This window comes from Anaerobacillus sp. 1_MG-2023 (assembly GCF_030547345.1).
Lineage (GTDB): Bacteria > Bacillota > Bacilli > Bacillales > Guptibacillaceae > Guptibacillus > Guptibacillus hwajinpoensis_B.
In genome coordinates this window covers 413,061-436,707 of record NZ_JAUORD010000001.1, presented here as the reverse complement: position 1 = coordinate 436,707, position 23,647 = coordinate 413,061, and the positions used below count along the sequence as shown (strand labels likewise).

The following is a 23,647-nucleotide window of genomic DNA, read 5'->3' as shown; positions in this document are numbered from 1 at the left end:
TTTTTGAAATGGTATTTTCTCAGTAGGGACTAGATAGAGAATGCAAAAAAGAATAAAATGATAGGAAATCGGTTAGGGAGGTGGAGAATATGGATGAGTTAACGCAGGCCGTTTGTGAGAAACGCATTTATACGGAGGAAGCCAATACACATGAGCATATGTATGGTCAATTTTTATTTCCGTTAAAAGGGTTGCTATCAATGGAAACAGATAACGGTATGTTAGAGCTTGATGGGAATCATGCATTCTATTTAGCCCCATCTCGTCGTCATACTTTTTCCTCCTCTTCCCACAATGAATGTCTTACATTGGATATTCCGAGTCATTATTTCTCTGGTTCCCTCACAAGCTTAGAGGAACAGTATATTGATTTAAATGAACAGTGGAAATCTATCCGATATTTGCTTTTAGAAGAGGCGTATCAAGATCGTTCTTCAGCAGCTTTAACTCAATTAGTACGATTCATTGGCACAAAGCTAAAGAAGAACCGGTATGCTTCTGTTCAATACATTCATGATCACTTTGCTTCAAAAGTGGACCTAGAACTCTTAGCGAAAATCGAACATTATCATCCATCTTACTATTCAGCCTGGTTTAAGAAGGTAACAGGTAAAAAAGTAAGCACTTATATTCATCATGTTCGCTTAGAAGAATCCAAACGCTTATTGCTGGAAACGAGCTGGTCGATTACTAACATAAGCCAAGAGGTCGGTTATGAATACCCTTCCTCCTTTACCCGTTTATTCGTGCAATATACAGGATGCTCTCCTCAGCACTATCGAAAGATCATGAAATTGGACAAAAAGGAGCTTCATTCATGATAAGCATCTCTGAGAAATCTCCCTTATGATAAACATATGGACTTCAGATTCAGAGGGGGAAGAGGATGCAACATAGAAAATCTGTCGTATTGATTATTGTAGGTGCTATGCTATGGGGAACAACTGGTACGGCGCAATCTTTTGCGCCGCTTGCAAGTCCGATTGCGATTGGAGCGATTCGTCTTGCATTTGGCGGACTAACCCTATTAGTGCTTTTATTCGTTCAAAGAAAACTGTTGATAAGCAGTAAATCGATTCCATACATTATCGCCGCATCTATCGCTATGGCCGCTTACCAACCACTTTTTTTCTCGGCTGTTTTACAGACAGGAGTGGCAATTGGAACAGTGGTAGCGATTGGGAGTGCGCCGGTTTTCTCAGGGATACTAGAATGGCTCATACAAAAGCAAATGCCGGAGAAAAAGTGGTGGCTCTCCACTGGACTTTCTATTCTCGGCTGTGCTTTATTAGTCTCCAATGGAGATAGTATACGTGTAGATCTTATTGGGATTGTTATGGCGTTTGGTGCTGGACTATCTTTTGCTGTTTATACATTAATTAGTAAAAGGTTAGTTAGAACGTATTTACCAGATACTATTGTAGCGGTTGTTTTTACACTAAGCGCTCTCTTACTCTCGCCACTTCTCTTTTTCTATGATCTGTCGTGGCTTCTAGAGATAAATGGGTTATTAGTTGCCCTCCATTTGGGTATCTTAGCGACCGGGTTAGCTTATCTATTGTATGCGAGAGGATTAGTAGGAGTATCGTCTGCTACAGCTGTAACGCTCTCATTAACAGAGCCCTTAACCGCCTCACTACTCGGCGTTTTAATTGTAGGAGAGGTACTTTCTCTTATGTCTTGGATCGGAATTGGGTTACTATTTGGTGGGTTAACAATCTTATCGCTTCCTTCGAAAAAGCAGCATCGGGGCTCTCTATCTCTATGAGAGCCAATATAAATCTCCATTCATTTTCTTAGTATAAAACCTTTCTATATGAAAGAGCTTTAGAAAAGAAGAGATGATGTTGAAAAAATCCAACTTGAGAGTCTCAAAAATGAGAGGCTCTTTTTTTGTGAATAATTTCTTGAACAATTAGAAATTTATACCTATTCCCTGTATAATTAACAGAATATATAGAATTATCGAGTAGTCCTTTAAATTCTTCAAAGGAGGCATCAATGTATATGGCCACTTCCCATAATCGCCTTCAACCAAAAACCATCAACCCGCCTTCGCTCCAAGATATTTGGATCGCTAAGAAGCGCATTGCATCATTTATTAAAACAACTCCTCTTGTTCAATCAGAAAGACTTTCAAGTGTAAGTGATACGGCGGCTTATCTTAAATTAGAAAACCTTCAGGAAACGGGTTCGTTTAAATTACGGGGAGCAGCCAATAAGATTCTGAGTTTGTCAGAGGAAGAACGGAAGAAAGGTGTTACGACGTTCTCTACCGGTAATCACGGATTAGCGGTTGCTTATGTAGCAAGGCAGCTTGGAGTGAAAGCACATATTTGCATTTCGAATCGCGTTCCTATAAATAAAGTAAAGAAGCTTAGTGAGATGGGAGCGGAAGTGCGACAGGCTGGTCAAAATCAAGATGATGCTGAGGCGTTTAGCTATGAACTGCGTGATCGGGAAGGGATGACGGTCATTAAACCATTCGATGATCCTGAAGTCATCGCTGGACAGGGAACGATTGCACTTGAACTACTTGAAGAACTTCCGAACCTCGATACGTGCGTGATCCCTTTGTCAGGAGGAGGCCTTCTATCAGGAATTGCACTCGGATTGAAAGCGGCTAATCCGAACATTCAAGTGATCGGGGTTTCAATGAAGCGTGCAGCTGTGATGTACGAAAGCATTCGCGCGACTCGTCCAGTTATTATGCCTGAAGAAACTACGCTAGCCGATAGTTTACTAGGCGGTATAGGAGCGGATAATCGATACACGTTCACGATGGTGAGGAATTATGTGGATGATATCGTGTTGCTTTCAGAAGAAGAGATTGCGCGAGGCATGTCCTTTTTATTCCGACACCATCAGATTGGAGTTGAAGGAGCTGCAGCAACAGCTGTTTCAGTCCTTTTACATAAAAAAACGAGAAAGATAGGGTTGAGAACAGCGGCGCTTGTAAGCGGGAGTAATGTGGATGTTGACCGGTTGCTAGAGGTCATCTCCACACATAAGGGTGATGAAGATGGCTGTTAATCTTGGGGAAATCACAGCGTTACCAATGCTTGCGGATGCAAGAGTCCTTTCTGGAAAGTCTCGTCTTGAACAGAAACAAGTTGAGTGGGTCTCAGTGATTGAGACACCTGTGGAAAATTTTGTGCGTCAGCATGAGTTTGTTCTTTCCACTGGCGTGGGACTTGGCAACGATTCAGATGCTTTGCTTCGTTTTGTCGAGGATGTTTATGAATCAGGCGCGTCAGCCCTTGCCCTTGCGACAGGTCGACATTTATACGATATTCCAAAACGAGTGATTTCCTTCGCAGAACAGAGAGGTTTTGTCCTTATTGAAATGACCTGGGAAATTCGGTTTTCCGATGTTATTCATTCTTGTATGGAGAAAATTAATCACTATCAGCAGGAAGAGCTGAAGCGATCAGAAGAGGTACAGCAACGTCTCTTAGAAATGGTTCTTCAAGGCGGAAGCTGCTCAGATATAGCTCGTTATGTTCATAAACATCTTGGTTCTCCTGTTCTGATTACTGACCCTTTAGGAAGAGTGAAAGGCAAAGCAGGGTGTACCACTGAACATGTTACTCATTGGCAACGCCACTGTGAGTGTCATGTGACCGTTGTTCATGATGGAAATCTTCATCCTCTTCATAAAAAAATGGAGAAAATCGTCATTGGCGATACTCCTGGGCTGTTGATGAGAATTCAGTCTGCAGGTAAGGAACAGGGTCAAATGGTGATATTTTCCGTCAATCATCCGAACAATTTGGATACGAATCTTCTTGAGCATGCCACGACTGCTGCAGCCCTTTCTTTTCTAAAAGACAGCGCGATCGAAGAGACAGAAATGCGATTAAAGGATGATTTTATTCTAAGTTTAGCAAATGGAGAATTTGTATCAAAAGAGCGTCTTCTTTCGAGAGGGAAGCTTCTCGGATATAACCTCACGCTCCCTTATGTTTGTGTTGTAGGAGAGCTGGATAATCTGGAGGAGCTGTTCAGAAAGAATAAAGAAGGATTTGCTTCTTACCAACACTGGTTTGAAAGCATGATCTATTATGTGAGCGAGGAAATTCTTGTTGCTGGAGAAACGATTCAGAAGAGAATTCTTACCACCGTTCAAGAATCGAAGCTACTTATCTTTCTAGAAACGACTCCTGGAACGAATGAACTTGTGAATCAATACCTCGACTTATTGGAGAGGAGGTTGAGTCGATTGCTTCCTGGCGTCTTGCTGACGTGGGGGATCGGGCAGCATGGTGATGGCGTGATTGTTTTTGAAGAGAGCTACAGTAAAGCATTCGTAGCACTAGAGCTTGGAAGAAAACAAAAAGGCGTGGGCAGTCGCATAGATTATGAAGATACGAAAATCAATCGGTTGTTGCAACGTCTCTCGTACGATAAGGATGTGCAGGAGGTTACGATGTCAACGATCACCCCGCTCGTTGATTACGATGAGAAGCGAAAGATGGATCTAATCGGTACGTTCACTGCCTATCATTTAAATAATGGGAACGTAAGTCAAACCGCTCGAAAGCTCAATCTTCATAGGCAGTCTCTTCTGTATCGACTACGAAAAATTGAATCGTTGACAAGGCTATCTTTAATGAATCCTGATGACGTGTTTTTACTTGATTTAAGCATCAAAATTTGGTCGGTTGGGTTAAGAGATTCCGACTTTTTAAAGGAGGGACGCTTTTGACTTCCACCGAATTAAGTCATGATCACTTGAAGCTGAATGAATTGAGCTATATCAAGATAAATGCGCTTCTGCTTCTAGCTATTATTCCGCTATCAATCATTGGCTACTTTCTAGCGGTATCGGACGAATCGTTGTTTTTTGTTTACGAATGGTCCCTTGTTGTCCTACTTTCTTGTACTTTCCTATTGTCGATTGTTACTGCTTTCGTTTACAAGAGCTCATTAATATGGCTATCACTCTCTTTTTTGGCTTTCATTCTTCAGTTTGCAGTGTTCTGTCTATTTCTAGGCCCTTACACATTTTATCCGCTGTTCTTTGCTTACTATGCAGTGGCTGCTATTTCGAGTATTATTTCCATCATTACTTTTAAAAAAGGTCTACCTTATAGGTTTATTACGTTGATTTTCATGATTGTAACGGTCATTATGACATTTTATATGATTCTATTGCACAGCCTATGGGGAGTGAACTGGATTTAAGAGCTGTCTTATTTGAACATACTTTAAACTTTATGGAGGCGAATGAGTGATGGCGACTGCGAAAGGCAAGTTACTTCAGGAGTTTAACGAAGCATTTATACGAGGGAATAAGGAAATTGTTTTAAATAGTGTGACAGAAGATATTAAGTGGAATATGGTAGGCGAAGATGAAATTCTTGGAAAAGATGAATTCGAGAAAGCGTTTCAGGAGATGCCTCGAGAAGGAAAGACTGAGTTGACCATTAAGACGATCATTACGCATGGCATAACTGCTGCTGTTGAAGGAACAATTCATACAACGAATGACTTAGAAGAGAAGAAAGTCTATGATTTCTGTGAAACCTATCGATTTAATAAGTTCAAGGATGGAAGAATTAAAGAAATAACAACTTATATCATTGAAGTAAAATCGTAATGTTCAGAAAGTGGTACCCGGGCGGGGGTACTGCCTTTTTTTGTTTACAAGAGAAGTCTCATGATTAAAATTGTCTAAACCGAAAAGGTAAACTTCATACAATTTAGCGGATGTCTTAAAAACCTCCTGTTAGGTATGATGAATGTAATTAATTAACTAAATATTCAGAAATGAAGCAGTGGGAGGGGGAATGATCTCGATGCAATCATTTGAGATGAGTGAATTTCAGGAGCGGATTCAGCGCACGAAGAGACGGATGGAAGCGGAAGGGCTTGAAGTGTTGTTGATCACTGATCCAGCAAATATGAATTATCTCTCTGGTTATGACGGTTGGTCCTTCTATGTTGATCAGATGGTCGTTGTCATCATTGATGAAGAGCATCCGCTCTGGATCGGCAGAAAAATGGATGCGAATGGTGCGAAAGCGACGACGTGGCTCTATCGTGAGAACATTATTTCCTATACGGATGACTATGTTCATTCAGACGTCAAGCATCCAATGGATTTTGTAGCAGATATCTTAAGGCAAATTGGTCAGGGTAATCGCGTCATTGGTGTGGAGATGGGGGCTTATTATTTCTCAGCTCTCGCGTTCGAACATTTAAAAAAGGGGCTGCCGAATGCGGTTTGGAAAAATGCGACGCTGCTCGTTAATCATGTGAGGATGATTAAGTCAGATCAGGAAATTGCGTACATTCGCAATGCGGCAAGACTTGTTGAAGGTGGCATGACAAAGGCGATTCAGTCCATTGCAGAAGGGGTTCGAGAATGTGATGTGGTTGGTGATATATATCAAAGTTTGATTCGTGGTACGCCTGAGTTCGGCGGTGATTATCCTGCCATTGTGCCCATGCTCCCTTCTGGTGAAAACACATGTACACCGCATCTAACTTGGACCGATAAAAAGTACCGAGATAAAGATCTCGTTATTATTGAGCTGGCAGGCTGTTATAAACGATACCACTGTCCAATGGCTCGAACGGTATCGATCGGTCCTCAGGAGGATCGAGTGAATGACATCGCAAGTGTTGTCGTTGAAGGCTTGAATGAAGCTCTTGCATTTGCGAAGCCTGGCGTCACGTGCGAGGAAGTGGAGGAAGTTTGGCGCAGAACGATTGCGAAGTACGGTGTTATCAAGGATTCTCGGATTGGTTATTCCATGGGGCTGAATTATCCTCCAGATTGGGGTGAACATACGGCGAGCATCAGGCAGGGGGATCGAACAGTATTGAAGCCGAATATGGCTTTTCATATGATTCCGGGAATCTGGTATGACGATTTTGGTATTGAAATTAGTGAGTCTTTTTACGTCACTAATACAGGCATTGAGGTGCTGGCAAACATGCCGAGAAAATTAATTACCGCAACAAATCTTTTTGCGATGGATAATGATGCGGTGTAGGAGTGATGTGATGATTCTTTTAACAGAGGAAGAGATTCGAAAGCACGTTGTTCTGAATGCCGAGACCATTCAAGTAGTGGAGGATGCGTTCACGAGTTTTGCTACAAAGCGAGTAGAGATGCCTCCGATTATGCGGATTGATATTCCCTCATACAACGGAGAAGTTGATGTGAAATCAGCTTATGTGGAAGGACTAGATTATTTCGCGATCAAAGTATCAACGGGTTTTTTCGATAATTTCAAACGAGGATTACCTAGTGGAAATGGTCTCATGATGCTTTTTCACTCAGAAACAGGAAAGCCTGAGGCGCTTCTTCTCGATAATGGTTATTTAACGGACATTCGGACTGCAGCAGCAGGGGCAGTGGCGGCGAAGCATCTTTCAAGAGAAGACGCACGAACGGCAGGGGTTATCGGATCAGGAAGTCAGGCGCGCTATCAGCTTGAGGCGATTTCGCGCGTACGCCAAATTGAAAGAGTACTAGTGTATGGGCGAAAGGAAGAGAACGTCGCGCGCTATATGAAAGACATGGAGGCTAAGCTTGGGGTAAAGGTGGAGGCAGCGAGCGCGGAAGACGTTGTACGGAATAGCGATATTGTTGTGACAACCACCCCTGCGACATCCCCGATTATTAAAGAGGAATGGCTGCACAGTGGCCTTCATATTACCGCGATGGGATCAGATGCCGAAGTGAAGCAGGAGCTTGAAGCGGGAGTTCTAGAAAGGGTGGACCTTCTTGTGTGCGATGTGAAAAATCAATCTCGTAAACTAGGAGAAATTCACCATGCGGTTGATCAGGAACAAATGATGAAGAAGGCAGTGGAAATTGGTGAGATTACAGCGGGACGTATGAAAGGCAGAGTGACTAACGAGCAAGTAACCGTATGCGATTTAACTGGCACGGGTGTCCAGGACACAGCGATCGCTCTGTATACGTACAACTTGCTTAAGGAAAAGAAAGCATGGGCATCCATTCACTAGTTAGAAAAAGGAGATGACGAAGATGAAGAAAACAAACAATGGAACAAAAGCGGTATGGGCAGGGGAAAAGGATTATCTTGTACATGGAGCCACTCAGGTTCCGGTCGTTCTTAGTGTAGCTTATGGGTACGACGATATGGACGAATGGTATGAAGTTGCGGTTGGAAACAAGAAGGGACATATTTACGGACGAAATACGAATCCAACTGTTCAGGCTTTTGAAGACAAAGTGAAAGCTCTTGAAGGGGCTGAATCAGCTACTAGCTTCTCGACGGGAATGGCCGCCATCAGCAACACACTCTCGACTTTTCTTTTGCCTGGCGACCGTATTGTATCCATTAAGGATACTTATGGAGGTACGAATAAAATCTTCACCGAGTTTTTGCCAAGGTTAAACATCGAAGTGGTGTTATGTGAAACAGGAGATCACGAGATGATTGAGGAGGAAGTGGCAAAGGGATGTAAGATTCTCTATCTCGAGACACCAACAAATCCAACGGTAAAAATTACGGACATCAAGCGCATGGCGAAAGCAGGTCATGATGTTGGTGCACTTGTCGTGGTAGATAATACGTTCGCTACGCCAATTAATCAAAATCCGCTGGAGCTCGGTGTTGACCTCGTTCTTCATAGTGCAACGAAGTTTCTCGGTGGCCACGCCGATGCACTTGGGGGCGTCATTTGTGGAAGAAAAGAACTGATCGAGAAAATCTACCACTACCGAGAAATCAATGGAGCGACAATGGATCCGATGGCCGCGTATCTCCTTTTAAGAGGTATGAAAACATTGCATCTAAGGGTGAAGAAACAGTGTGAAAACGCAATGAAGGTTGCGAGATATCTCCAAACTCAGGAGCTTGTAGAAGCTGTTTTTTACCCGGGGCTTGAAACGCACCCAGGCCATGAGATTGCGAAGAAACAGATGAAGGATTTCGGAGGAATGTTCAGCTTCTCTGTGAAAGGCGGGGTTGAAACGATGCGTCAGTTACTTCCGAAACTAAAATATGCCAACCGAGCGGCGAATCTCGGGGCGGTGGAAACGACAGTAGGACCTTCTCGTACAACGAGCCATGTTGAATGTACGCCAGAAGAGCGGGCACTCATGGGCATTCCAGAAGGTCTCGTCAGATATTCAGCGGGAATTGAGGATGTTGAGGATTTGATTGCTGATCTTGAACAGGCGTTCCAATCCGTATCCAGCGAGGCAAAGGTATAGACACACGGCAAAGGAGGGACGGTCATGGCGCCGAAGCATACGGAAATGGAGCGAGCGGAGGCGATGAAGGAGGAGTTAGTTAGATTCCGGCGAACGCTTCATGCGCATCCTGAACTTAGCTTTCAAGAGAAGCAAACGGCTGAATTTGTTGCGACAACATTACGAGAAATAGGTGTGCCTCATATTCAGGCGTGTGGGGGGCATGGAGTGGTTGGAACAATTAGTGGAGGATCAGGACCAACCATTGCCATTAGAGCGGACATGGATGCCCTTCCTATTCAAGAATCAGGTACTCACAGCTATCGGTCGAAGTACGACGGAGTGATGCACTCCTGTGGTCATGATGCTCACACGGCGATGCTTCTTGGCGTTGCAAAACTGCTAGTTGAGGATTTGCGTAATGGAAGTCTTCAAGGTACGGTGAAGCTCATTTTCCAACCTGCTGAAGAAGCAACGGATGAGAGCGGGCTCTCAGGTGCTTCTTACATGATCTTGGATGGAGTGTTAGATGACGTGGAAGCAGCTGTGGCTCTTCATGTATGTCCGTGGCAGCCGGTAGGTGTTATTCAAGTAAATGATGGAGAAAGCATGGCGAATGTCGACATATTTGAAGGAGTGATAACTGGCTCAGGAGGTCATGGGGGATATCCGCATATGGGATCGGATCCGATCTGGATATTATCTTCTGTGCTTCCAGCGCTCTATAGCATTGTGAATCGTCGCATTTCGCCCCTTGAGACAGCTGTGGCAAGCATTGGTGAGATTCACGCTGGGAGTGCTAGCAACGTTATTCCGGATGAAGTGAGGATAGTTGGGACATTTCGTTCTTATTCGGCAGAAGTGAGGGAGAACTTGACCTTAGAGCTTGAAAAAGCATTTAAGATAGCGGAGGCACTTGGTGGGACATATGAGTTTCATGTTGAGAATGGCGAGCCGGCTCTCAGAAATTCACCGCGCGTGAATCGCATCATTGAAAAGGTTGCGACTGAGTTAGATCCAGAAATGGAAATTGCGCGCGGACCATTTGGCCTGGGCGGTGAAGATTTTGCCTATATGGCAGAGCGAGTGCCGGCAGCGATGTTTTTCCTTGGTAGTGCAATAAGAGACGGGATTAGTAGAGAGCTTCATACACCTATATTTGATATTGATGAACGATGTCTTCCGATTGGAACAGCGATTCTAACGAAAACAGCGCACGAAATGCTTCAATCAATCTAAACGGAGGTGTCACAAGTGGCGCATCGCATCGCCTTCATAGGCTTTGGGGGAGTTGGTCAGGGACTCGCCGACATTATTCAAAATCAAGGTAATGAACTTGTTGAAAAAGAAGGGCTGGAGCTTAAAGTAGTCGCCATCTCGGATATGATGAAAGGTTCTCTTTATCATCCAGAAGGTCTTGATCTCAAATTAGTTAAGGAAACGTTGAATTCCACAGGATCGCTTCAGTCTTATCCTAACGAACCTGGACTTATTAGAGGGCTTGATAGTATGCAAACGATCAAGCAATCAAATGCGGATACGATTATCGAAGTAACGTTTACGGATGTGAGGACAGGGCAGCCTGCGATTGATCACTGTAAGGCAGCTTTTCAAGCAAGAAAAAATGTCGTTACTACAAATAAAGGACCTATTGCACTAGCGTATCGAGAACTGAGTCAGCTTGCGAAAAACAACGGAGTGTTTTTTGGATTTGAAGGAACCGTTATGAGTGGAACTCCAGCTCTCCGAATGCCCCTTACGACGCTCGCTGGAAATGATATTTCCGAGATAAGAGGGATATTTAACGGGACATCCAATTATATGTTAACTCGAATGGAAGAAGGTTTATCGTTTCAAGATGCATTAAAAGAAGCGCAGAATCTTGGATTCGCTGAAGCTGATCCAACGAACGATATTGAAGGATATGACGTTAGATATAAGACTGTTATTCTAGCAAATTATGTGATGGGCGCATCTTTGGCAGTGGAAGAGGTAGCCTGCAAAGGAATAAGTCATTTAACGAATCAGGATATCGTGGATGCAAAGCGAGACGGGGAACGGTGGAAGCTGTTAGGAACGCTAAAGAAAGGAAAGAATGGCGTCACTGCAACCGTAGGACCAGAACGGCTACCGCTTACTGATCCTCTTGCTACGATTAGTGGTGCAACGAACGCGATTACGTATGAATGCAGTCTTGCTGGGCCGATTACTTTATCAGGGGCAGGAGCTGGAATTAAAGAAACGGGCTTCTCGCTATTAATCGATTTAATTCACTTTCATCGGGAGAAAACAGCGATTACTACCTAATGGGAAGGATGGATGTGAGGATGACGACGCAAACGGCTGTTCAGGGCATGTATCTTGCAGGGAAATGGACGACGAGAGAGGCAAAGATTGAAGTGTTGGATCCGCATGATCAATCTCTTATTTGCAGTGTTCCTTCTGCATCTGCTGAAGATATGCATCTCGCCATTAACGAAGCGAAAATAGGAATGAAAATCGCTAGTGAGCTTCCAGTTCATAAGCGAATGACGATCCTTCACAGAGCTGCTGAGTATGTTGATGAGAATCGAACGCGTTTTGCTAGAACGATTGCAATGGAAGGTAGTAAAACGATTAAGGAAGCAAGAGGAGAGGTTCAGCGTTGTATTGAAACGTTGAGGTTATCAGCTGAAGAGGCAAGGCGAATTAACGGGGAAACGATTCCGTTTGATCAGCGTCCCGGGAGTGAAGATCGACTTGGTTATTATTTTCGCTTTCCGGTTGGCATTATAGGAGCCATCACACCATTTAATGATCCTCTAAATCTTGTGGCGCATAAGATCGGACCAGCAATTGCAGCGGGCAATGCGATCATCGTGAAGCCTGCTACAGTAACTCCGCTTAGCGCGCTTCTTCTAGCGGAAGCATTCGACAATGCTGATCTTCCACACGGAGTACTCTCTGTCATTACCGGAAGAGGGAGTGAGATTGGAAACGTGCTTGTGACACATCCTGACGTTCGTATGATTTCATTTACCGGCGGTCTAGAAACAGGTGAACAGATTACACACCAAGCAGGTTTAAAGAAAATCAGCATGGAGCTAGGCTCGAATTCCCCGGTAATCGTATTGGATGATGCGGACCTCGAACATGCTGTAAAGGCAATCGTATCAGGCTCGTTTTCGGCAGCTGGGCAAAATTGCATCGGCGTTCAACGCGTGTATATTCAGGAAGGAATCTACGACGTTTTTGAAGAACTGTTTGTTAAAGAGACGGTGGCTCTGTCTGTTGGTGATAAAATGCTTGAAACGACTGACATGGGGCCGATGATTAATGAAAAGGAAGCGATAAGAGTGGAAGCGTGGGTAGGTGAGGCACTGGAGCAAGGAGCGAATCTCCTTACTGGCGGTGTGAGAGAGGGGGCTTATTATACACCAACTGTCCTTACACACGTTCCTCAGGATTGTATGATCGCCAAGCAGGAAATTTTCGGACCCGCTGTTCTTCTTTACCCTGTCAATGATTTAGATGAAGCTATTGATCTTGCAAATGGTGTGAACTATGGATTACACGGGGGGATTTTCACTGAAAATCTCGAAAAAGCCTTTGAAGCCATAACCCGACTGCAAGTAGGTGGGCTAATGATTAATGATAGCTCAGATTATCGAATTGATGGAATGCCCTTCGGTGGGGTTAAAGGTTCAGGAATTGGGCGAGAAGGTGTGAGGAGCTCCATTCTTGAAATGACTGAGCCACGAGTCGTTAGTTTTAAGCTGAAACATCGAATGAAAGCTTAAGTAACTTCAGTCAGGGAAGGGGTTCCTTCTCTGACGGTTTAGTAAATCTTCTGTGCTTAATGGGCAGTTCCCTACTAATTGACCGACTTCATTTCAAGTGATTTTGGCAGCGGGGTACTACCCTTTAAGGATAGAATACGAAGAATGATACAGACCACACGTCCATTTAATGAAGGGGAGAAGCATATGAGTTCGAATTACAGAAATCCAGTTTTCTGGGTATCCGCGCTCGTCATTACACTGGTTGTCGTTTGGGGAGCTGCTGCTCCAGCTGGGTTTGCGAAAATTGCAGGTTCGGTTTTTAATTTTACGACGAATGCATTTGGCTGGTTGTACTTAATCGCGGTCATGTTCTTCGTCGTATTTTGTTTATACTTAGCTCTAAGTAAGTATGGGAAAGTACGTCTTGGTAAAGAAGACGAACGTCCAAAATATGCCTATTTCACTTGGATCGGCATGCTCTTTAGCGCTGGATTTGGCGTTGGACTTGTTTTCTGGGGAGTGGCAGAACCGATGACTCATTTCGGTACACCTCCAACTGGCCTGGGAGTTGAAGGCGGGACAGAAGAGGCTGCTCGGACAGCGATGCGCTATTCTTTCTTTCATTGGGGCATTCATCAATGGTCGGTTTTTACCGTCGTTGGTCTTGTGATGGCATACTTTCAATATAAAAAAGATCGAGGAGCACTTATAAGTTCAACGATCACTGTGAAAACGCCGAAGAAAAAGGCGAGCTGGAAAACAATCGTGAATACGCTGGCTGTTATTGCGACCGTTATGGGTGTTGCGACATCACTTGGGATGGGAATTCTGCAAATTAACGGCGGTTTAAATTATATGTATGACCTGCCGCAGAACGCAGGTGTTCAACTGATCATAACCGGCATTCTTCTTGTGCTCTATCTCTTTTCATCGACAACAGGACTTGATAGAGGGATTAAATACTTAAGCAACCTGAATCTGGGGCTTGCTCTGGCACTCATGCTATTTGTACTTATACTTGGACCAACCGTCTTTATTTTTGAGAGCTTTACCGTTGCGATTGGTGATTACATCCAAAACTTTGTTGAGATGAGTTTCTATATGACACCGTACCAGGGTGGATCATGGGTCAAAGATTGGACCATATTCTACTGGGCATGGGTGATCGCTTGGTCGCCTTTTATCGGTTCTTTTGTTGCGCGAATCTCAAGAGGTAGAACCATTCGCGAGTTAATTTTCGGAGTGCTGATCGTACCTCCATTTATTGCGATGGTTTGGATCGCTGTTTTCGGAGGAGCAGCCTTGAACATGGATCTATTCGGCGGTACGGCTATTACCGCTGCTGTTAGTAACGATGTCACGAGTGCGCTATTCGTTACGCTAGAACAGTTTCCGTTAACAACCGTTTTGTCAGGTCTTTCGATTTTCTTAATCGCTGTCTTTTTGGTTACATCTGCTGACTCGGCAACCTTCGTATTAGGGATGATGACGTCGAAAGGAAGCATGAACCCGTCGATGGCGTCGAAGATCGTCTGGGGAACACTTATTGCTGCTATATCTGTCGTGCTCATTATTAGCAGTGGTCTTCAAGGGCTCCAAACCGCTTCACTCATCTCAGCTCTACCATTTACTTTTATTATGATTCTAATGTGTAGAGCGCTATTTATTTCCCTTAGAAGGGACCATAAGGAAAAGGTAAAGGAAAAGGAGCGCTCTCTAATCGAAACGACTTCTGCACAAATTGCTGCTTCCAAGCAGGAAGACGATCATTAAGACTTCCTAAGCTCTAGTCTAGTAAAATAGTACAAAATTCGACTTCATTTATTAGAATCTTCTAAACTATTGTTTAAATATCGTAAAAATCGGTTAAACTGTAATTAATCGCATAGAAAACGTTAACACGTTTCTATAAATATGAATGGAGGATTGGATGATGGAGAATCGAAACGTCTACCAAAATCAGATTTCGGAAAAGAGACAGGAAATGGTCGAACAGCTCATCGCACACATCAATGCTTCCAGCATCGAACAAAAACAAGACATTCTAAAGAAAGAAATTGACCAGGCTCTTGATTCTCGTGACCGTAAGTCATTCATGCAGCTAACCGATCGCCTTAATTCACTCACATAATGAAAAAGTTGGTATATATTCCAAACCGCTCGCTTATAATCTAGTATTCAAACACTCTGGAGGAGATGTAGATGCTAGATTTGGCAGCGGTTTTTTATGTTGTGATGGACTGGATGACCGAAAACAAAGGGTACAAACTTCAATCAGTCTTTCTCTTCGGTGGGCTTGGTCTATCTTTTGTAACGTATCTCTTATGGTACTTAAAAAAGGGATACAAAACGGTATGAAGTAGGAAGATGAAATGATCTGATAGGGAACTTAACAGCTTATTTCCGCGGAAATTGAAATAATTCCGCGATAATCGGTTTTTTTCCGCGAAAACATCACTTAATTCCGCGAAACGCTCTTTTTATCCGCGGAAAATAAAAAGACACCCTGTAGGGCATCTTTAAAAAGGAATCGCGATCTCCTTACTATTCGTGATCGTTTCTTTCTGTTCATCGAATACGTTGCTCGTGTGAATCGTGAGCGACTTGAGATTCTCAACGTCAGTTTCATTCAATACGAAACCGAGCTGACCGATCCGTTCTTCACCCGGAGCAAAATCTCCGTAAAGACTCTCCAAGTAAAAATCATCATCGTATCCTTTTTTCTCTCCATCACTCGTTTCAAGTAAGGAAACAGGAGCGAAGTTAACCGTTTCATCCGATGTGTTTTTCACATTGACCCGAACCTTCACATAGTTGAATTTCTCTTCATTCGTAGAATATCCGTGGAAGAAATCAATCAAGTCAGGGGAGGGCTCGTATTTCATTACTTTAACATCTGAAATGGTTAACTCAACATCACCAATTTCTGTTTTCTCGTTATAATCAGAAACAGCTTTTAACTTAATGGACCCGTCGGCATCCTGAAATGTTTGACCAACTTCTGTAAGCGAGCTGTCGTCAGGCGCCTGAGGGCTGTCGACTACACGAGTATTCTCTTTTTGTTCACTCTTCGGTTCAGACTTTTCGGTAGTTGTAGAATTCTCTGCTTGTGATTCAGCGTCATTATCAGCATCGTTCGCTGCGCACCCTCCGAGAAAAAGAGATGCTGATAAAAGCGCAACAAGTACATATTTCACTTGAACCAAACTCCTTCATCAGGAAGAAAAGTCCCGCTGCATTTAAAGCAACGGGAGTTTCTTCCTTATTTGTCTTTTTTGTGGTGGTCGTTGTCATGGTCCCGATCGTCGTCTTCATCACGATCGCCTTTCTGTTTCGCATTTAGAAGATCCATCACCAATTGCCCTGTTTCATTATTGTCGTGAAGACCTGCGAACTTTTCAGATTGTGGACCGTAAGCATAGACGTTCACGTCCACACCAGTATGTCCGCCAGTTGTCCAGCCAGTACCTGAACGGAGATCAAAGATTTTTTCAATGGCATTGTCAATTTCCACAACGTTATTCGTTTCAGTGGCTTTGTTGACAGAAGCGATTTCTTCAGATGTTAAGTCAAGATCGATGTTTTCAATAAGTGTTTTCTCAACATCAGCGCCATCAGCGATCTGTGCTGCCATGTAGTCAGGTGTCTTTTTTGCTGCTTTTAGTGGAGCTGGATCCCATTTGTATTCACCATCACGTCCCATTGCGAAGCCACCAGTAGAGTGGTCAGCCGTTGTAACGACGAGCGTATGCTTGTCCTTTTTTGCAAATTCAATCGCTGCTGCGTAAGCTTTCTCAAAGTCTTCCATTTCACTCATCGCTGCCACAGCATCGTTATCATGACCAGCCCAGTCAATTTGACTGCCTTCTACCATAAGGAAGAATCCATCTTTATCCTCACTTAAGCGGTTAAGCGCGGCATCTGTCATTTCTTCGAGAGATGGTGCATCTTCTGTACGGTCGATTGCTTTATCCATTCCTTTTGGAGCGAAAAGGCCAAGGATTTGTTTGTTCTTATCTGTCTTAAGCTCATCCTTCGATGTTACATAGCTGTAGCCATCTTCTTGGAATTCTTCTGTTAGATTGCGATCTGAGCGCTCGAAGTAAGATGTTCCTCCTCCAAGTAGTACATCTACTTTATGCTCACCGTTAATCATCTCATCATAATAATCGTCAGCGATGTCGTTATAGTTATTGCGATCTTCATCATGCGCACCGAACGATGCTGGCGTTGCATGGTTAATTTGCGAAGTAGAGACAAGACCAGTTGCTTTCTTATTTTCCTTAGCTTCTTCTAGAACAGTCTTTACTTCGTTTTTGTCCACGTCAACTGAAATCGCGCCGTTATATGTTTTCACCCCTGCCGCCATGGCCGTTCCTGCTGCAGCAGAGTCCGTTACGCTTTCTTCAGGATCCCATGAATACGTTTCTTGAGCGCCTACTAGATACTCATCAAAAGCTGTTTTTTCCATATAAGGTGTTGTTTTATCATCCATAAATGAGCGGTAAGCCGTTGTATAGCCCGGCCCCATGCCGTCACCGATTAAGAAAATGACATTCTCGATTTCATTCTTATTTTTTTTTCTGTTATCGGATTTAGCATCTGTATCTGTAGACACACCAGCATATCCTGCAACGGCTAATGATGAAATCACAGCGAATGGAATGAGTTTCTTTTTAACATTTTTAGTAAACATATGTAGGTTCCCCCTGGATCATTTTTTCTCACAGCCCATAGTCTACGTGATAGATTTGAAGTGAATGTTAATAGATTGTAAGGATGCTATTAAGAAAATCGGGATTAAATAACTAGTCGTAATAAGATCGTGACCTGCGAATGACCGAATAAACTTGCGGTTTCGAGACTATTTTCACAGAACTAGTTATTTGAAGAGTACTTAGGAGTTAAGCGAATAAAGTAGTCAAAGACGGTTTCAAACTGTTAAAATCATCTTAATAATGAAACTATTGGAGGAATGTTAAATGGAGTTACTTATGAACGATTCTGTTATCTATGATTTTAATAAGTCTCATAAGCCAGTAAAAGTTGTTCCATCAGGCGCGACGATAGAAATTGTGACGTATGACTGCTTTGAAAATCAGCTTCAAACCGAAGAAGATGAGATTAGCGGGATTGATTGGAACCGAGTGAATCCAGCGACGGGACCTATCTATGTGAAGGAAGCCAAACCTGGAGATGTGTTAAAGGTGACAATTGAAAAGCTCGAGATTGGAGAACAGGGTGTTATGGTCGTTGGACCAGAGCTTGGTATTATGGGGCACCGATTGAAAGAGATGGAGTCTAAAGTTATTCCTATTCAAGATGGCGTAGCTCACTTCAATGGCCTTACGATTCCGCTTAATCCGATGATCGGAGTGATTGGGGTTGCGCCTGAAGGAGCAGGTATTTCATGCGGCACCCCTGGGGCTCACGGTGGAAACATGGATAACAAGATGGTAACAGAAGGAGCCGTGCTGTATTTCCCAGTATTTGCGGAAGGAGCACTGTTTGGATTAGGTGATTTCCACGCTGCGATGGGGGACGGAGAAGTCAGTGTATCGGGCATTGAAGTGCCTGGAAGAGCGACCGTTAAGCTTGAAGTGTTAGAGGGAGAGCCACTGGTTCAACCAATGTTGGAGAACAAAGAGTTTGTCACACAGATTGCGTCTGCCGACACATTGGATGATGCCGTGAAACTTGCGACAGAGCTAATGGTGGACCGAGTTGCTGAGAAAACAGGCATGTCCATTGGGGATGCGACGATGCTGATGAGTGCTGTTGGTCAGGTGGAAGTCTGTCAGGTTGTGGATCCATTAATGACAGCTAGGTTCGCTGTACCAAAATGGCTAGAGCAGCAGCTTGGCGTGCGCTTGATCTGATTCGACAGCGTTCGAGCGGATACGGGTGGTGCCTGTCACTCGCGAACTTGCGGAACCGGAGGAATAAATAATGTCACGTAAAATGAAGCTTACGATCTTATCTCTCATTGGCGCTCTTGTGCTTTTCTTCGCTATCATCACCTGGTTTTACCCTTATTCTTCTCTTAGTTTGCATCGATCAATCTCCTACAGCCCGGATCCTTATCTTGTAGAAGATTATACCGAGAAAATGAATGGATTAAGCAAGATGTATGCTGAAGGTTCAGGGGATGATCCTACAATGGATCGTCTTCAATATATTTTGCAGATGTATGACCAAGAATGGCTTATGAGTGAGAAGGCGGTCATCATGACGAAAGAGGATCTTGATAATGTTGCTTTTGATGTCAAGGAAGCGAGAAATGTGTTAATCGATTTGTCTTTTGAAGAGACGTATTCCGCCGATGTTAAGAAACAATTGCGCCTTTCTATTGAGAACTGTCTTGCGATTGAAGAAAGTGTAGAAGAGCTAAAGGATGCGAATTTTTTAACTCGAGATTTAGCGCAAATTCAATACGGTAACCTTCATGGTACGTTTGATAGTAGCTTGAGGGCACTGGAAACGATGTATGATAGGTATGAAAGGGAAATAGAACAAAGCGAATAAACAAACGCAATGCTTATGCAGCATTGCGTTTGTTTGATTCATTTCCATTGAAACGATGTACGGACAGCGTTAAACTAAATCTAATTACATAATGTGACACATTTCGGCGTAAGGCGGGCGGTGCCTGTCACTTGTCGAACAAAATAGGAGGAATTTGATGGTACGTTTTGGTGTAGTTGGGACGAATAAGATTACGGATAATTTTCTCGCGGGGGCAAATGAGCTTAGCGAATTTAAGCTAACGGCGGTTTACTCTAGAACAGAAGAGAAGGCGAAGGCGTTTGCTGAGAAGCATGGGGCAGAAGCGACGTTTACGAGTCTCGAGGAGATGGCTAACAGCGATGTGATCGACGCGGTCTATATCGCGAGTCCGAATTCCCTTCATGCAGAGCAATCGGTTATTTTCATGAATGCTGGGAAGCACGTGCTTTGTGAGAAGCCGATGGCGTCAAATAAGCGCGAGGTGACACAGATGGTTGAGGCTGCTTCTCGGAACGGGGTTCTTCTAATGGAAGCAATGAAGTCAACTGTTATGCCAAACATGCAAATGGTGCGAGAGAACCTGCATAAGATCGGACAGGTACGTCGCTTTGTTGCGAATTACGGTCAGTATTCATCTCGCTACGATGCCTATAAAGAAGGAACGGTGTTAAATGCCTTTAACCCGAAATTCTCCAATGGTTCACTGATGGATATCGGTGTATATGGTGTGTACCCCGTTGTCTCAATGTTAGGAATGCCACAGTCGATTAAAGCAGAAGGCGTTATGCTTGAGTCTGGTGTTGATGGAGAAGGTAGTATTTTGCTTAGTTATGAAGACAAAGAAGCGGTGATCATGTATTCCAAAATCACAGATTCTCATCTTCCGTCCGAAATTCAAGGAGAGAATGGTAGCATTCTAATTGATAAAATAGGTTCACCGCTTGATGTGAAAATCCACTATCGAGATGGATCAATTGAAGATCTCACACAGAACCAGTCTCATACGATGATGTATGAAGCGAAGGAGTTCATTGAGCTCATTCAGTCTGGTCAACTGGAGTCTTCGATTAATTCACACGAAAATTCTCTTCGGTCAGTAGAAGTCATGGATGAAGCACGTAAGCAAATCGGAGTCGTCTTTCCGGCTGATCAACGTTAAAAGAATCAGATCTTTAAATTCCTAGCCTGGCATGAGCGTATTCCGCCTCATGCCAGGCTTTTTTTCTAGGTAGTACGGTGGATTTTGTGATTGTGTTAAAAAATTAGTAAGCCTTTTCATCCAGCCCGTTTGAACTAGTTTCAAACGGGTACGATATTAATAGATTAGAAAATAATGGAGGGATAAAATTGGCTAGTAAATATGGAGAAGTTGTTCAAGAATCATTAAATGCACTACTCGAAGATGAATCGTTTTTACCAAATTTCAAGGACGAAGATCGTGAGAATGCGTTCAAGTCGCTTGAATCGATTCTCTCTACACCGAACCAAATTCAAAAATCATTTCTTCGCGTTCCTCTTGAGAACGGCAAGATCTTACGAATTCCCGCTTTCCGCGTACAGCATAATAATGCCGTTGGCCCGTATAAAGGTGGTATTCGATTCCATGAAACAGTTGAAGAGGATGAAGTGATTAACCTTGCAACGCTGATGACGCTTAAGAATGCGCTTCACGATGTGCCATTTGGTGGAGGGAAAGGCGGCGTTGTGATTAATCCTCGTGAGTTCTCGGAAAAAGAATTACATACGATTTCGAAAACGTACGTTCAAAATTTTTGCGATATATTAGGTCCGGATAAAGATATCCCTGCGCCAGATGTGGGAACAGGTGAACGAGAAATGGACTGGATGATGGGCGAGTACAAAAACATTCATCAAGGGCGTCCTTATCGCGGAAGCTTTACAGGAAAAAGTCAGGTGAACGGTGGGTCGCTTGGTCGAAGAGAAGCGACTGGAAAAGGGGTTTACTATACGCTTCGTTACATGCTCCATAATTTTGTGAAGGAGAATGAAGAGTGGTTTAAGAAAAATGATAACCGATTTGCGAAGACTGCGCTTGAGCATTCCAAACGCCCGCTCACAATTGGTATTCAAGGGTTTGGTAACGTTGGATCTGTTGCGGCGCTTGAATCTTACAGCTGTAACTATTTAGATACTAAAGTTGTAGCGGTAAGTGATCGCAACGTTACACTTTATAATGAAGACGGACTTGATGTGAAGGCGCTTATTGAGTTCACTTCGAATCATGACGGAGATCTGCCGACAACGGATGAAGCGTTGAGCCAAAATAATATTAAAGCTGACATTCAAGATCGGGAGGATGTGCTTTACCTTGATACAGACATTCTTATTTTGGCTGCCCTTGAAGACCAAATCCATGAAGACAACGTCGATAAAGTGAAAGCGCGCATGATCGTTGAAGGAGCGAATGGCCCGATTACTCTTGGCGCCGACCGAAAGCTTAGTGAAGATGGTGTGCTCGTTATTCCAGATATCCTGGCGAATGCCGGCGGTGTTATCGTTTCATACTTTGAATGGCTACAAGGAAGAGAAACACAGTTCTACAGTGAAGAAGAAGTATTCTCGCTTCTCTTTAAGAAAATGAAAGAAACGATGGACGAAATTTATCCGCAGTTTTTCAGTGACCCTTTTGCCCTTAGACAGAATTGTTATATTCACACCGTGATGAAGCTTTCTAATATTCTTTATCGTCATGGGAAGCTCTATTAATTTAGGAAGAGAGCCCTCTGTTATTTTCAACGGAGGGTTTTTTTGTATTGTGCTGCCTTCATTCGCGAGTAGATTGTGTCTTCCTTCTCACAAAAAAATACGAAATGAAAATAATCGCCATTATCCCAATGCTAATAAATAGCCCTATCCGTTCACTTTCTTGAAATGCAGCCCCTGCTATGACGATGAAGATGAGAACAATGCCGAGAATGGAGGTGAAGGGCGCTCCAATCATTTTAAAGTATCTTTTCTTCGTTGGTGTTTCAATGTAATGGCGGCGGTTTTTGATTTGGGAAGAGAGGATGACCACCCAGTTTAGAATCAACATAATCCCTGCTGCTGTTGTTAAGTATTCATACACTTTATCAGGTAACACATAAGATACGACAATCATGATGCCGAGTGCGATGGCATTCAAGGCCAATGCCCGTGTGGCGACGCCCTTTTTCGTGTGGTGATCAAGTAATTTAGGAGCATCTCCAGCGTGACTAAGAGAGACAAGCACCTTCGTAATGGAAAATAGGGCTCCAACCATTGTGGAAAAAGCCGCTGTGATTAAAATGATCGTAAATATCGATCCGATAAAAGGAAGTTGAAATTGCGAAAGGGCGGTGACGAATGGGCTTTCCTCTTCGCTAATCACCGTCCATGAAACCATATAGAGAATAAAGAAAATCGATAACAGATAGAGAACGGTCAAAATCACAACGGTAGCGAGTCCTGCTTTGGGTGTTTCATCTTTATGTTTAAGCTCACTCGACATTAACCCTACGACCGCAATCCCTCCAAACGAGAAGAGAACGAAGATCATCGCAGACCATGTACCCATTAAGCCGTTTGGAAAAAGGGAGCTTATCTTCACTGTCTCGGTTTGAACAGAGGAAGCGGGAGCAACTACATCAAATAAAAACAGTAAGCTAAAGCCAATAAATCCGATGAGTGTGGCTAACTTTACAACGGCAAATAACGATTCTAGCGTGCTGAAATTGTTCACTCCTAATAGATTAATCCCTATGCCAAGTGCTGTATAGAGAATCATCAATAGCCAGAGTGGTGCAGATGGGAACCAATACTGGGTGAAAAGCCCTAGCGCTGTAATTTCACTCGCCATAATGAGCAAGCCTGACACCCAGTACATCCACCCGCTCATGAATCCCATTGAATGACCGAAAGCCATTTGAGCATACTTTCTAAAAGAACCCGTCTCATTGTCATGAACAGACATTTCAGCGAGTGCGCTAAAAACGAGGAAGGCGATAATCCCGGCAATTAAGTAATCGAGAAGAACAGAAGGACCTGCTCGTTCAATGGATAGACCGCTACCAAGAAAGAAACCAGCTCCGATAATGGAGCCTATTCCAATAAGCGTTAATTGCCACCAGTGAAGCCGGTGATCATCGCCTTTGTTCGCTTTCTTTTCCTGAGCACGCTGAACCGTTTGCTGAACAATGTGTTCATTTCTCATACGGAC

22 protein-coding genes are annotated in these 23,647 nt (G+C 43.5%); 19 read left to right on the top strand and 3 right to left on the bottom strand.

Annotation, left to right across the window (positions count from 1 at the left end; translation table 11 throughout):
• Window positions 1–89: 89 nt before the first annotated feature.
• The 15 genes from Q4550_RS02320 (at window position 90) to Q4550_RS02250 (ending at window position 15,300) form a co-directional block, all read left to right on the top strand.
• Entirely contained in the window at window positions 90–821 is a 732-nt protein-coding gene (locus Q4550_RS02320) for a helix-turn-helix transcriptional regulator (RefSeq protein WP_303530076.1), read from the top strand.
• Between the two features lie 65 nt (window positions 822–886).
• Window positions 887–1,768, top strand: coding sequence for an EamA family transporter (locus Q4550_RS02315; RefSeq protein WP_303530074.1), 882 nt, complete (start codon window positions 887–889; stop codon window positions 1,766–1,768).
• 239 nt (window positions 1,769–2,007) lie between these two features.
• Window positions 2,008–3,033, top strand: a complete 1,026-nt coding sequence (locus tag Q4550_RS02310) for a threonine/serine dehydratase (protein WP_303530072.1) — start codon at window positions 2,008–2,010, stop codon at window positions 3,031–3,033.
• Window positions 3,023–4,708 (top strand): PucR family transcriptional regulator, encoded by a 1,686-nt coding sequence (locus Q4550_RS02305; protein ID WP_303530070.1) that lies wholly within the window; start codon window positions 3,023–3,025, stop codon window positions 4,706–4,708. The genes Q4550_RS02310 and Q4550_RS02305 overlap by 11 nt, the downstream gene beginning before the upstream one ends.
• Window positions 4,705–5,187: a hypothetical protein gene (locus Q4550_RS02300; protein WP_303530068.1), complete on the top strand. Its 483-nt coding sequence runs from the start codon at window positions 4,705–4,707 to the stop codon at window positions 5,185–5,187. Before Q4550_RS02305 ends, Q4550_RS02300 begins: the two co-directional genes overlap by 4 nt.
• 49 nt (window positions 5,188–5,236) lie before the next feature.
• Entirely contained in the window at window positions 5,237–5,602 is a 366-nt protein-coding gene (locus tag Q4550_RS02295) for a nuclear transport factor 2 family protein (protein WP_303530066.1), read from the top strand.
• A gap of 199 nt (window positions 5,603–5,801) precedes the next feature.
• The gene (locus Q4550_RS02290) at window positions 5,802–7,004 is read left to right on the top strand and encodes a M24 family metallopeptidase (protein WP_303530064.1); all 1,203 of its coding nucleotides are present in this window, start codon (window positions 5,802–5,804) and stop codon (window positions 7,002–7,004) included.
• Between the two features lie 10 nt (window positions 7,005–7,014).
• A complete protein-coding gene (locus tag Q4550_RS02285) occupies window positions 7,015–7,986 on the top strand; it encodes a cyclodeaminase (protein ID WP_303530062.1) in 972 nt (323 codons plus the stop codon).
• Window positions 7,987–7,999: 13 nt separating this feature from the next.
• Window positions 8,000–9,202 (top strand): cystathionine gamma-synthase family protein, encoded by a 1,203-nt coding sequence (locus Q4550_RS02280; RefSeq protein ID WP_322098377.1) that lies wholly within the window; start codon window positions 8,000–8,002, stop codon window positions 9,200–9,202.
• 24 nt (window positions 9,203–9,226) lie between these two features.
• Window positions 9,227–10,420 carry a M20 metallopeptidase family protein gene (locus tag Q4550_RS02275; protein ID WP_303530060.1) on the top strand — a complete coding sequence of 398 codons (1,194 nt, stop codon included), beginning with the start codon at window positions 9,227–9,229 and terminating at the stop codon, window positions 10,418–10,420.
• A 15-nt stretch (window positions 10,421–10,435) separates the two neighbouring features.
• A complete protein-coding gene (locus Q4550_RS02270) occupies window positions 10,436–11,488 on the top strand; it encodes a homoserine dehydrogenase (RefSeq protein ID WP_303530059.1) in 1,053 nt (350 codons plus the stop codon).
• A gap of 20 nt (window positions 11,489–11,508) precedes the next feature.
• On the top strand, window positions 11,509–12,960 hold the full coding sequence (locus Q4550_RS02265) for an aldehyde dehydrogenase family protein (RefSeq protein ID WP_303530057.1): 1,452 nt from the start codon (window positions 11,509–11,511) through the stop codon (window positions 12,958–12,960).
• Between the two features lie 186 nt (window positions 12,961–13,146).
• A complete protein-coding gene (locus Q4550_RS02260; RefSeq protein ID WP_194222223.1) occupies window positions 13,147–14,715 on the top strand; it encodes a BCCT family transporter in 1,569 nt (522 codons plus the stop codon).
• A 160-nt stretch (window positions 14,716–14,875) separates the two neighbouring features.
• Window positions 14,876–15,073 carry an IDEAL domain-containing protein gene (locus tag Q4550_RS02255; RefSeq protein WP_194220586.1) on the top strand — a complete coding sequence of 66 codons (198 nt, stop codon included), beginning with the start codon at window positions 14,876–14,878 and terminating at the stop codon, window positions 15,071–15,073.
• 71 nt (window positions 15,074–15,144) lie between these two features.
• Window positions 15,145–15,300 (top strand): hypothetical protein, encoded by a 156-nt coding sequence (locus Q4550_RS02250; protein WP_283152775.1) that lies wholly within the window; start codon window positions 15,145–15,147, stop codon window positions 15,298–15,300.
• Window positions 15,301–15,461: 161 nt separating this feature from the next.
• Here the strand turns inward: Q4550_RS02250 and Q4550_RS02245 are convergent, their stop codons facing one another.
• Together Q4550_RS02245 and Q4550_RS02240 are read right to left on the bottom strand one after the other, a co-directional pair.
• Window positions 15,462–16,139, bottom strand: coding sequence for a DUF4352 domain-containing protein (locus tag Q4550_RS02245; protein ID WP_303530049.1), 678 nt, complete (start codon window positions 16,137–16,139; stop codon window positions 15,462–15,464).
• Between the two features lie 65 nt (window positions 16,140–16,204).
• Window positions 16,205–17,638, bottom strand: coding sequence for an alkaline phosphatase (locus Q4550_RS02240; RefSeq protein ID WP_303530047.1), 1,434 nt, complete (start codon window positions 17,636–17,638; stop codon window positions 16,205–16,207).
• Window positions 17,639–17,924: 286 nt separating this feature from the next.
• Here Q4550_RS02240 and Q4550_RS02235 point away from each other — a divergent pair, with 286 nt between their 5' ends.
• From Q4550_RS02235 to Q4550_RS02220, 4 genes are all read left to right on the top strand, one after another.
• Entirely contained in the window at window positions 17,925–18,821 is an 897-nt protein-coding gene (locus Q4550_RS02235) for an acetamidase/formamidase family protein (protein ID WP_303530045.1), read from the top strand.
• Window positions 18,822–18,891: 70 nt separating this feature from the next.
• Window positions 18,892–19,467 carry a hypothetical protein gene (locus Q4550_RS02230; protein ID WP_303530043.1) on the top strand — a complete coding sequence of 192 codons (576 nt, stop codon included), beginning with the start codon at window positions 18,892–18,894 and terminating at the stop codon, window positions 19,465–19,467.
• Between the two features lie 157 nt (window positions 19,468–19,624).
• Window positions 19,625–20,608, top strand: a complete 984-nt coding sequence (locus Q4550_RS02225) for a Gfo/Idh/MocA family protein (protein WP_303530042.1) — start codon at window positions 19,625–19,627, stop codon at window positions 20,606–20,608.
• Window positions 20,609–20,796: 188 nt separating this feature from the next.
• Window positions 20,797–22,176 (top strand): Glu/Leu/Phe/Val family dehydrogenase, encoded by a 1,380-nt coding sequence (locus Q4550_RS02220; RefSeq protein ID WP_303530041.1) that lies wholly within the window; start codon window positions 20,797–20,799, stop codon window positions 22,174–22,176.
• A 58-nt stretch (window positions 22,177–22,234) separates the two neighbouring features.
• On the opposite strand, the gene Q4550_RS02215 is transcribed toward Q4550_RS02220, so the two are convergent.
• Window positions 22,235–23,641: an amino acid permease gene (locus Q4550_RS02215; protein WP_303530040.1), complete on the bottom strand. Its 1,407-nt coding sequence runs from the start codon at window positions 23,639–23,641 to the stop codon at window positions 22,235–22,237.
• Between the last annotated feature and the right edge of the window lie 6 nt (window positions 23,642–23,647).

Coding starts and splice junctions, on each gene's coding strand:
- Q4550_RS02295 (WP_303530066.1), top strand. CDS start 5,237: ATGGCGACTGCGAAAGGCAAGTTACTTCAGGAGTTTAACGAAGCATTT.
- Q4550_RS02320 (WP_303530076.1), top strand. CDS start 90: ATGGATGAGTTAACGCAGGCCGTTTGTGAGAAACGCATTTATACGGAG.
- Q4550_RS02255 (WP_194220586.1), top strand. CDS start 14,876: ATGGAGAATCGAAACGTCTACCAAAATCAGATTTCGGAAAAGAGACAG.
- Q4550_RS02280 (WP_322098377.1), top strand. CDS start 8,000: ATGACGAAGATGAAGAAAACAAACAATGGAACAAAAGCGGTATGGGCA.
- Q4550_RS02240 (WP_303530047.1), bottom strand. CDS start 17,638: ATGTTTACTAAAAATGTTAAAAAGAAACTCATTCCATTCGCTGTGATT.
- Q4550_RS02310 (WP_303530072.1), top strand. CDS start 2,008: ATGGCCACTTCCCATAATCGCCTTCAACCAAAAACCATCAACCCGCCT.
- Q4550_RS02285 (WP_303530062.1), top strand. CDS start 7,015: ATGATTCTTTTAACAGAGGAAGAGATTCGAAAGCACGTTGTTCTGAAT.
- Q4550_RS02215 (WP_303530040.1), bottom strand. CDS start 23,641: ATGAGAAATGAACACATTGTTCAGCAAACGGTTCAGCGTGCTCAGGAA.
- Q4550_RS02305 (WP_303530070.1), top strand. CDS start 3,023: ATGGCTGTTAATCTTGGGGAAATCACAGCGTTACCAATGCTTGCGGAT.
- Q4550_RS02260 (WP_194222223.1), top strand. CDS start 13,147: ATGAGTTCGAATTACAGAAATCCAGTTTTCTGGGTATCCGCGCTCGTC.
- Q4550_RS02225 (WP_303530042.1), top strand. CDS start 19,625: ATGGTACGTTTTGGTGTAGTTGGGACGAATAAGATTACGGATAATTTT.
- Q4550_RS02265 (WP_303530057.1), top strand. CDS start 11,509: ATGACGACGCAAACGGCTGTTCAGGGCATGTATCTTGCAGGGAAATGG.
- Q4550_RS02275 (WP_303530060.1), top strand. CDS start 9,227: ATGGCGCCGAAGCATACGGAAATGGAGCGAGCGGAGGCGATGAAGGAG.
- Q4550_RS02315 (WP_303530074.1), top strand. CDS start 887: ATGCAACATAGAAAATCTGTCGTATTGATTATTGTAGGTGCTATGCTA.
- Q4550_RS02250 (WP_283152775.1), top strand. CDS start 15,145: ATGCTAGATTTGGCAGCGGTTTTTTATGTTGTGATGGACTGGATGACC.
- Q4550_RS02230 (WP_303530043.1), top strand. CDS start 18,892: ATGTCACGTAAAATGAAGCTTACGATCTTATCTCTCATTGGCGCTCTT.
- Q4550_RS02235 (WP_303530045.1), top strand. CDS start 17,925: ATGGAGTTACTTATGAACGATTCTGTTATCTATGATTTTAATAAGTCT.
- Q4550_RS02290 (WP_303530064.1), top strand. CDS start 5,802: ATGCAATCATTTGAGATGAGTGAATTTCAGGAGCGGATTCAGCGCACG.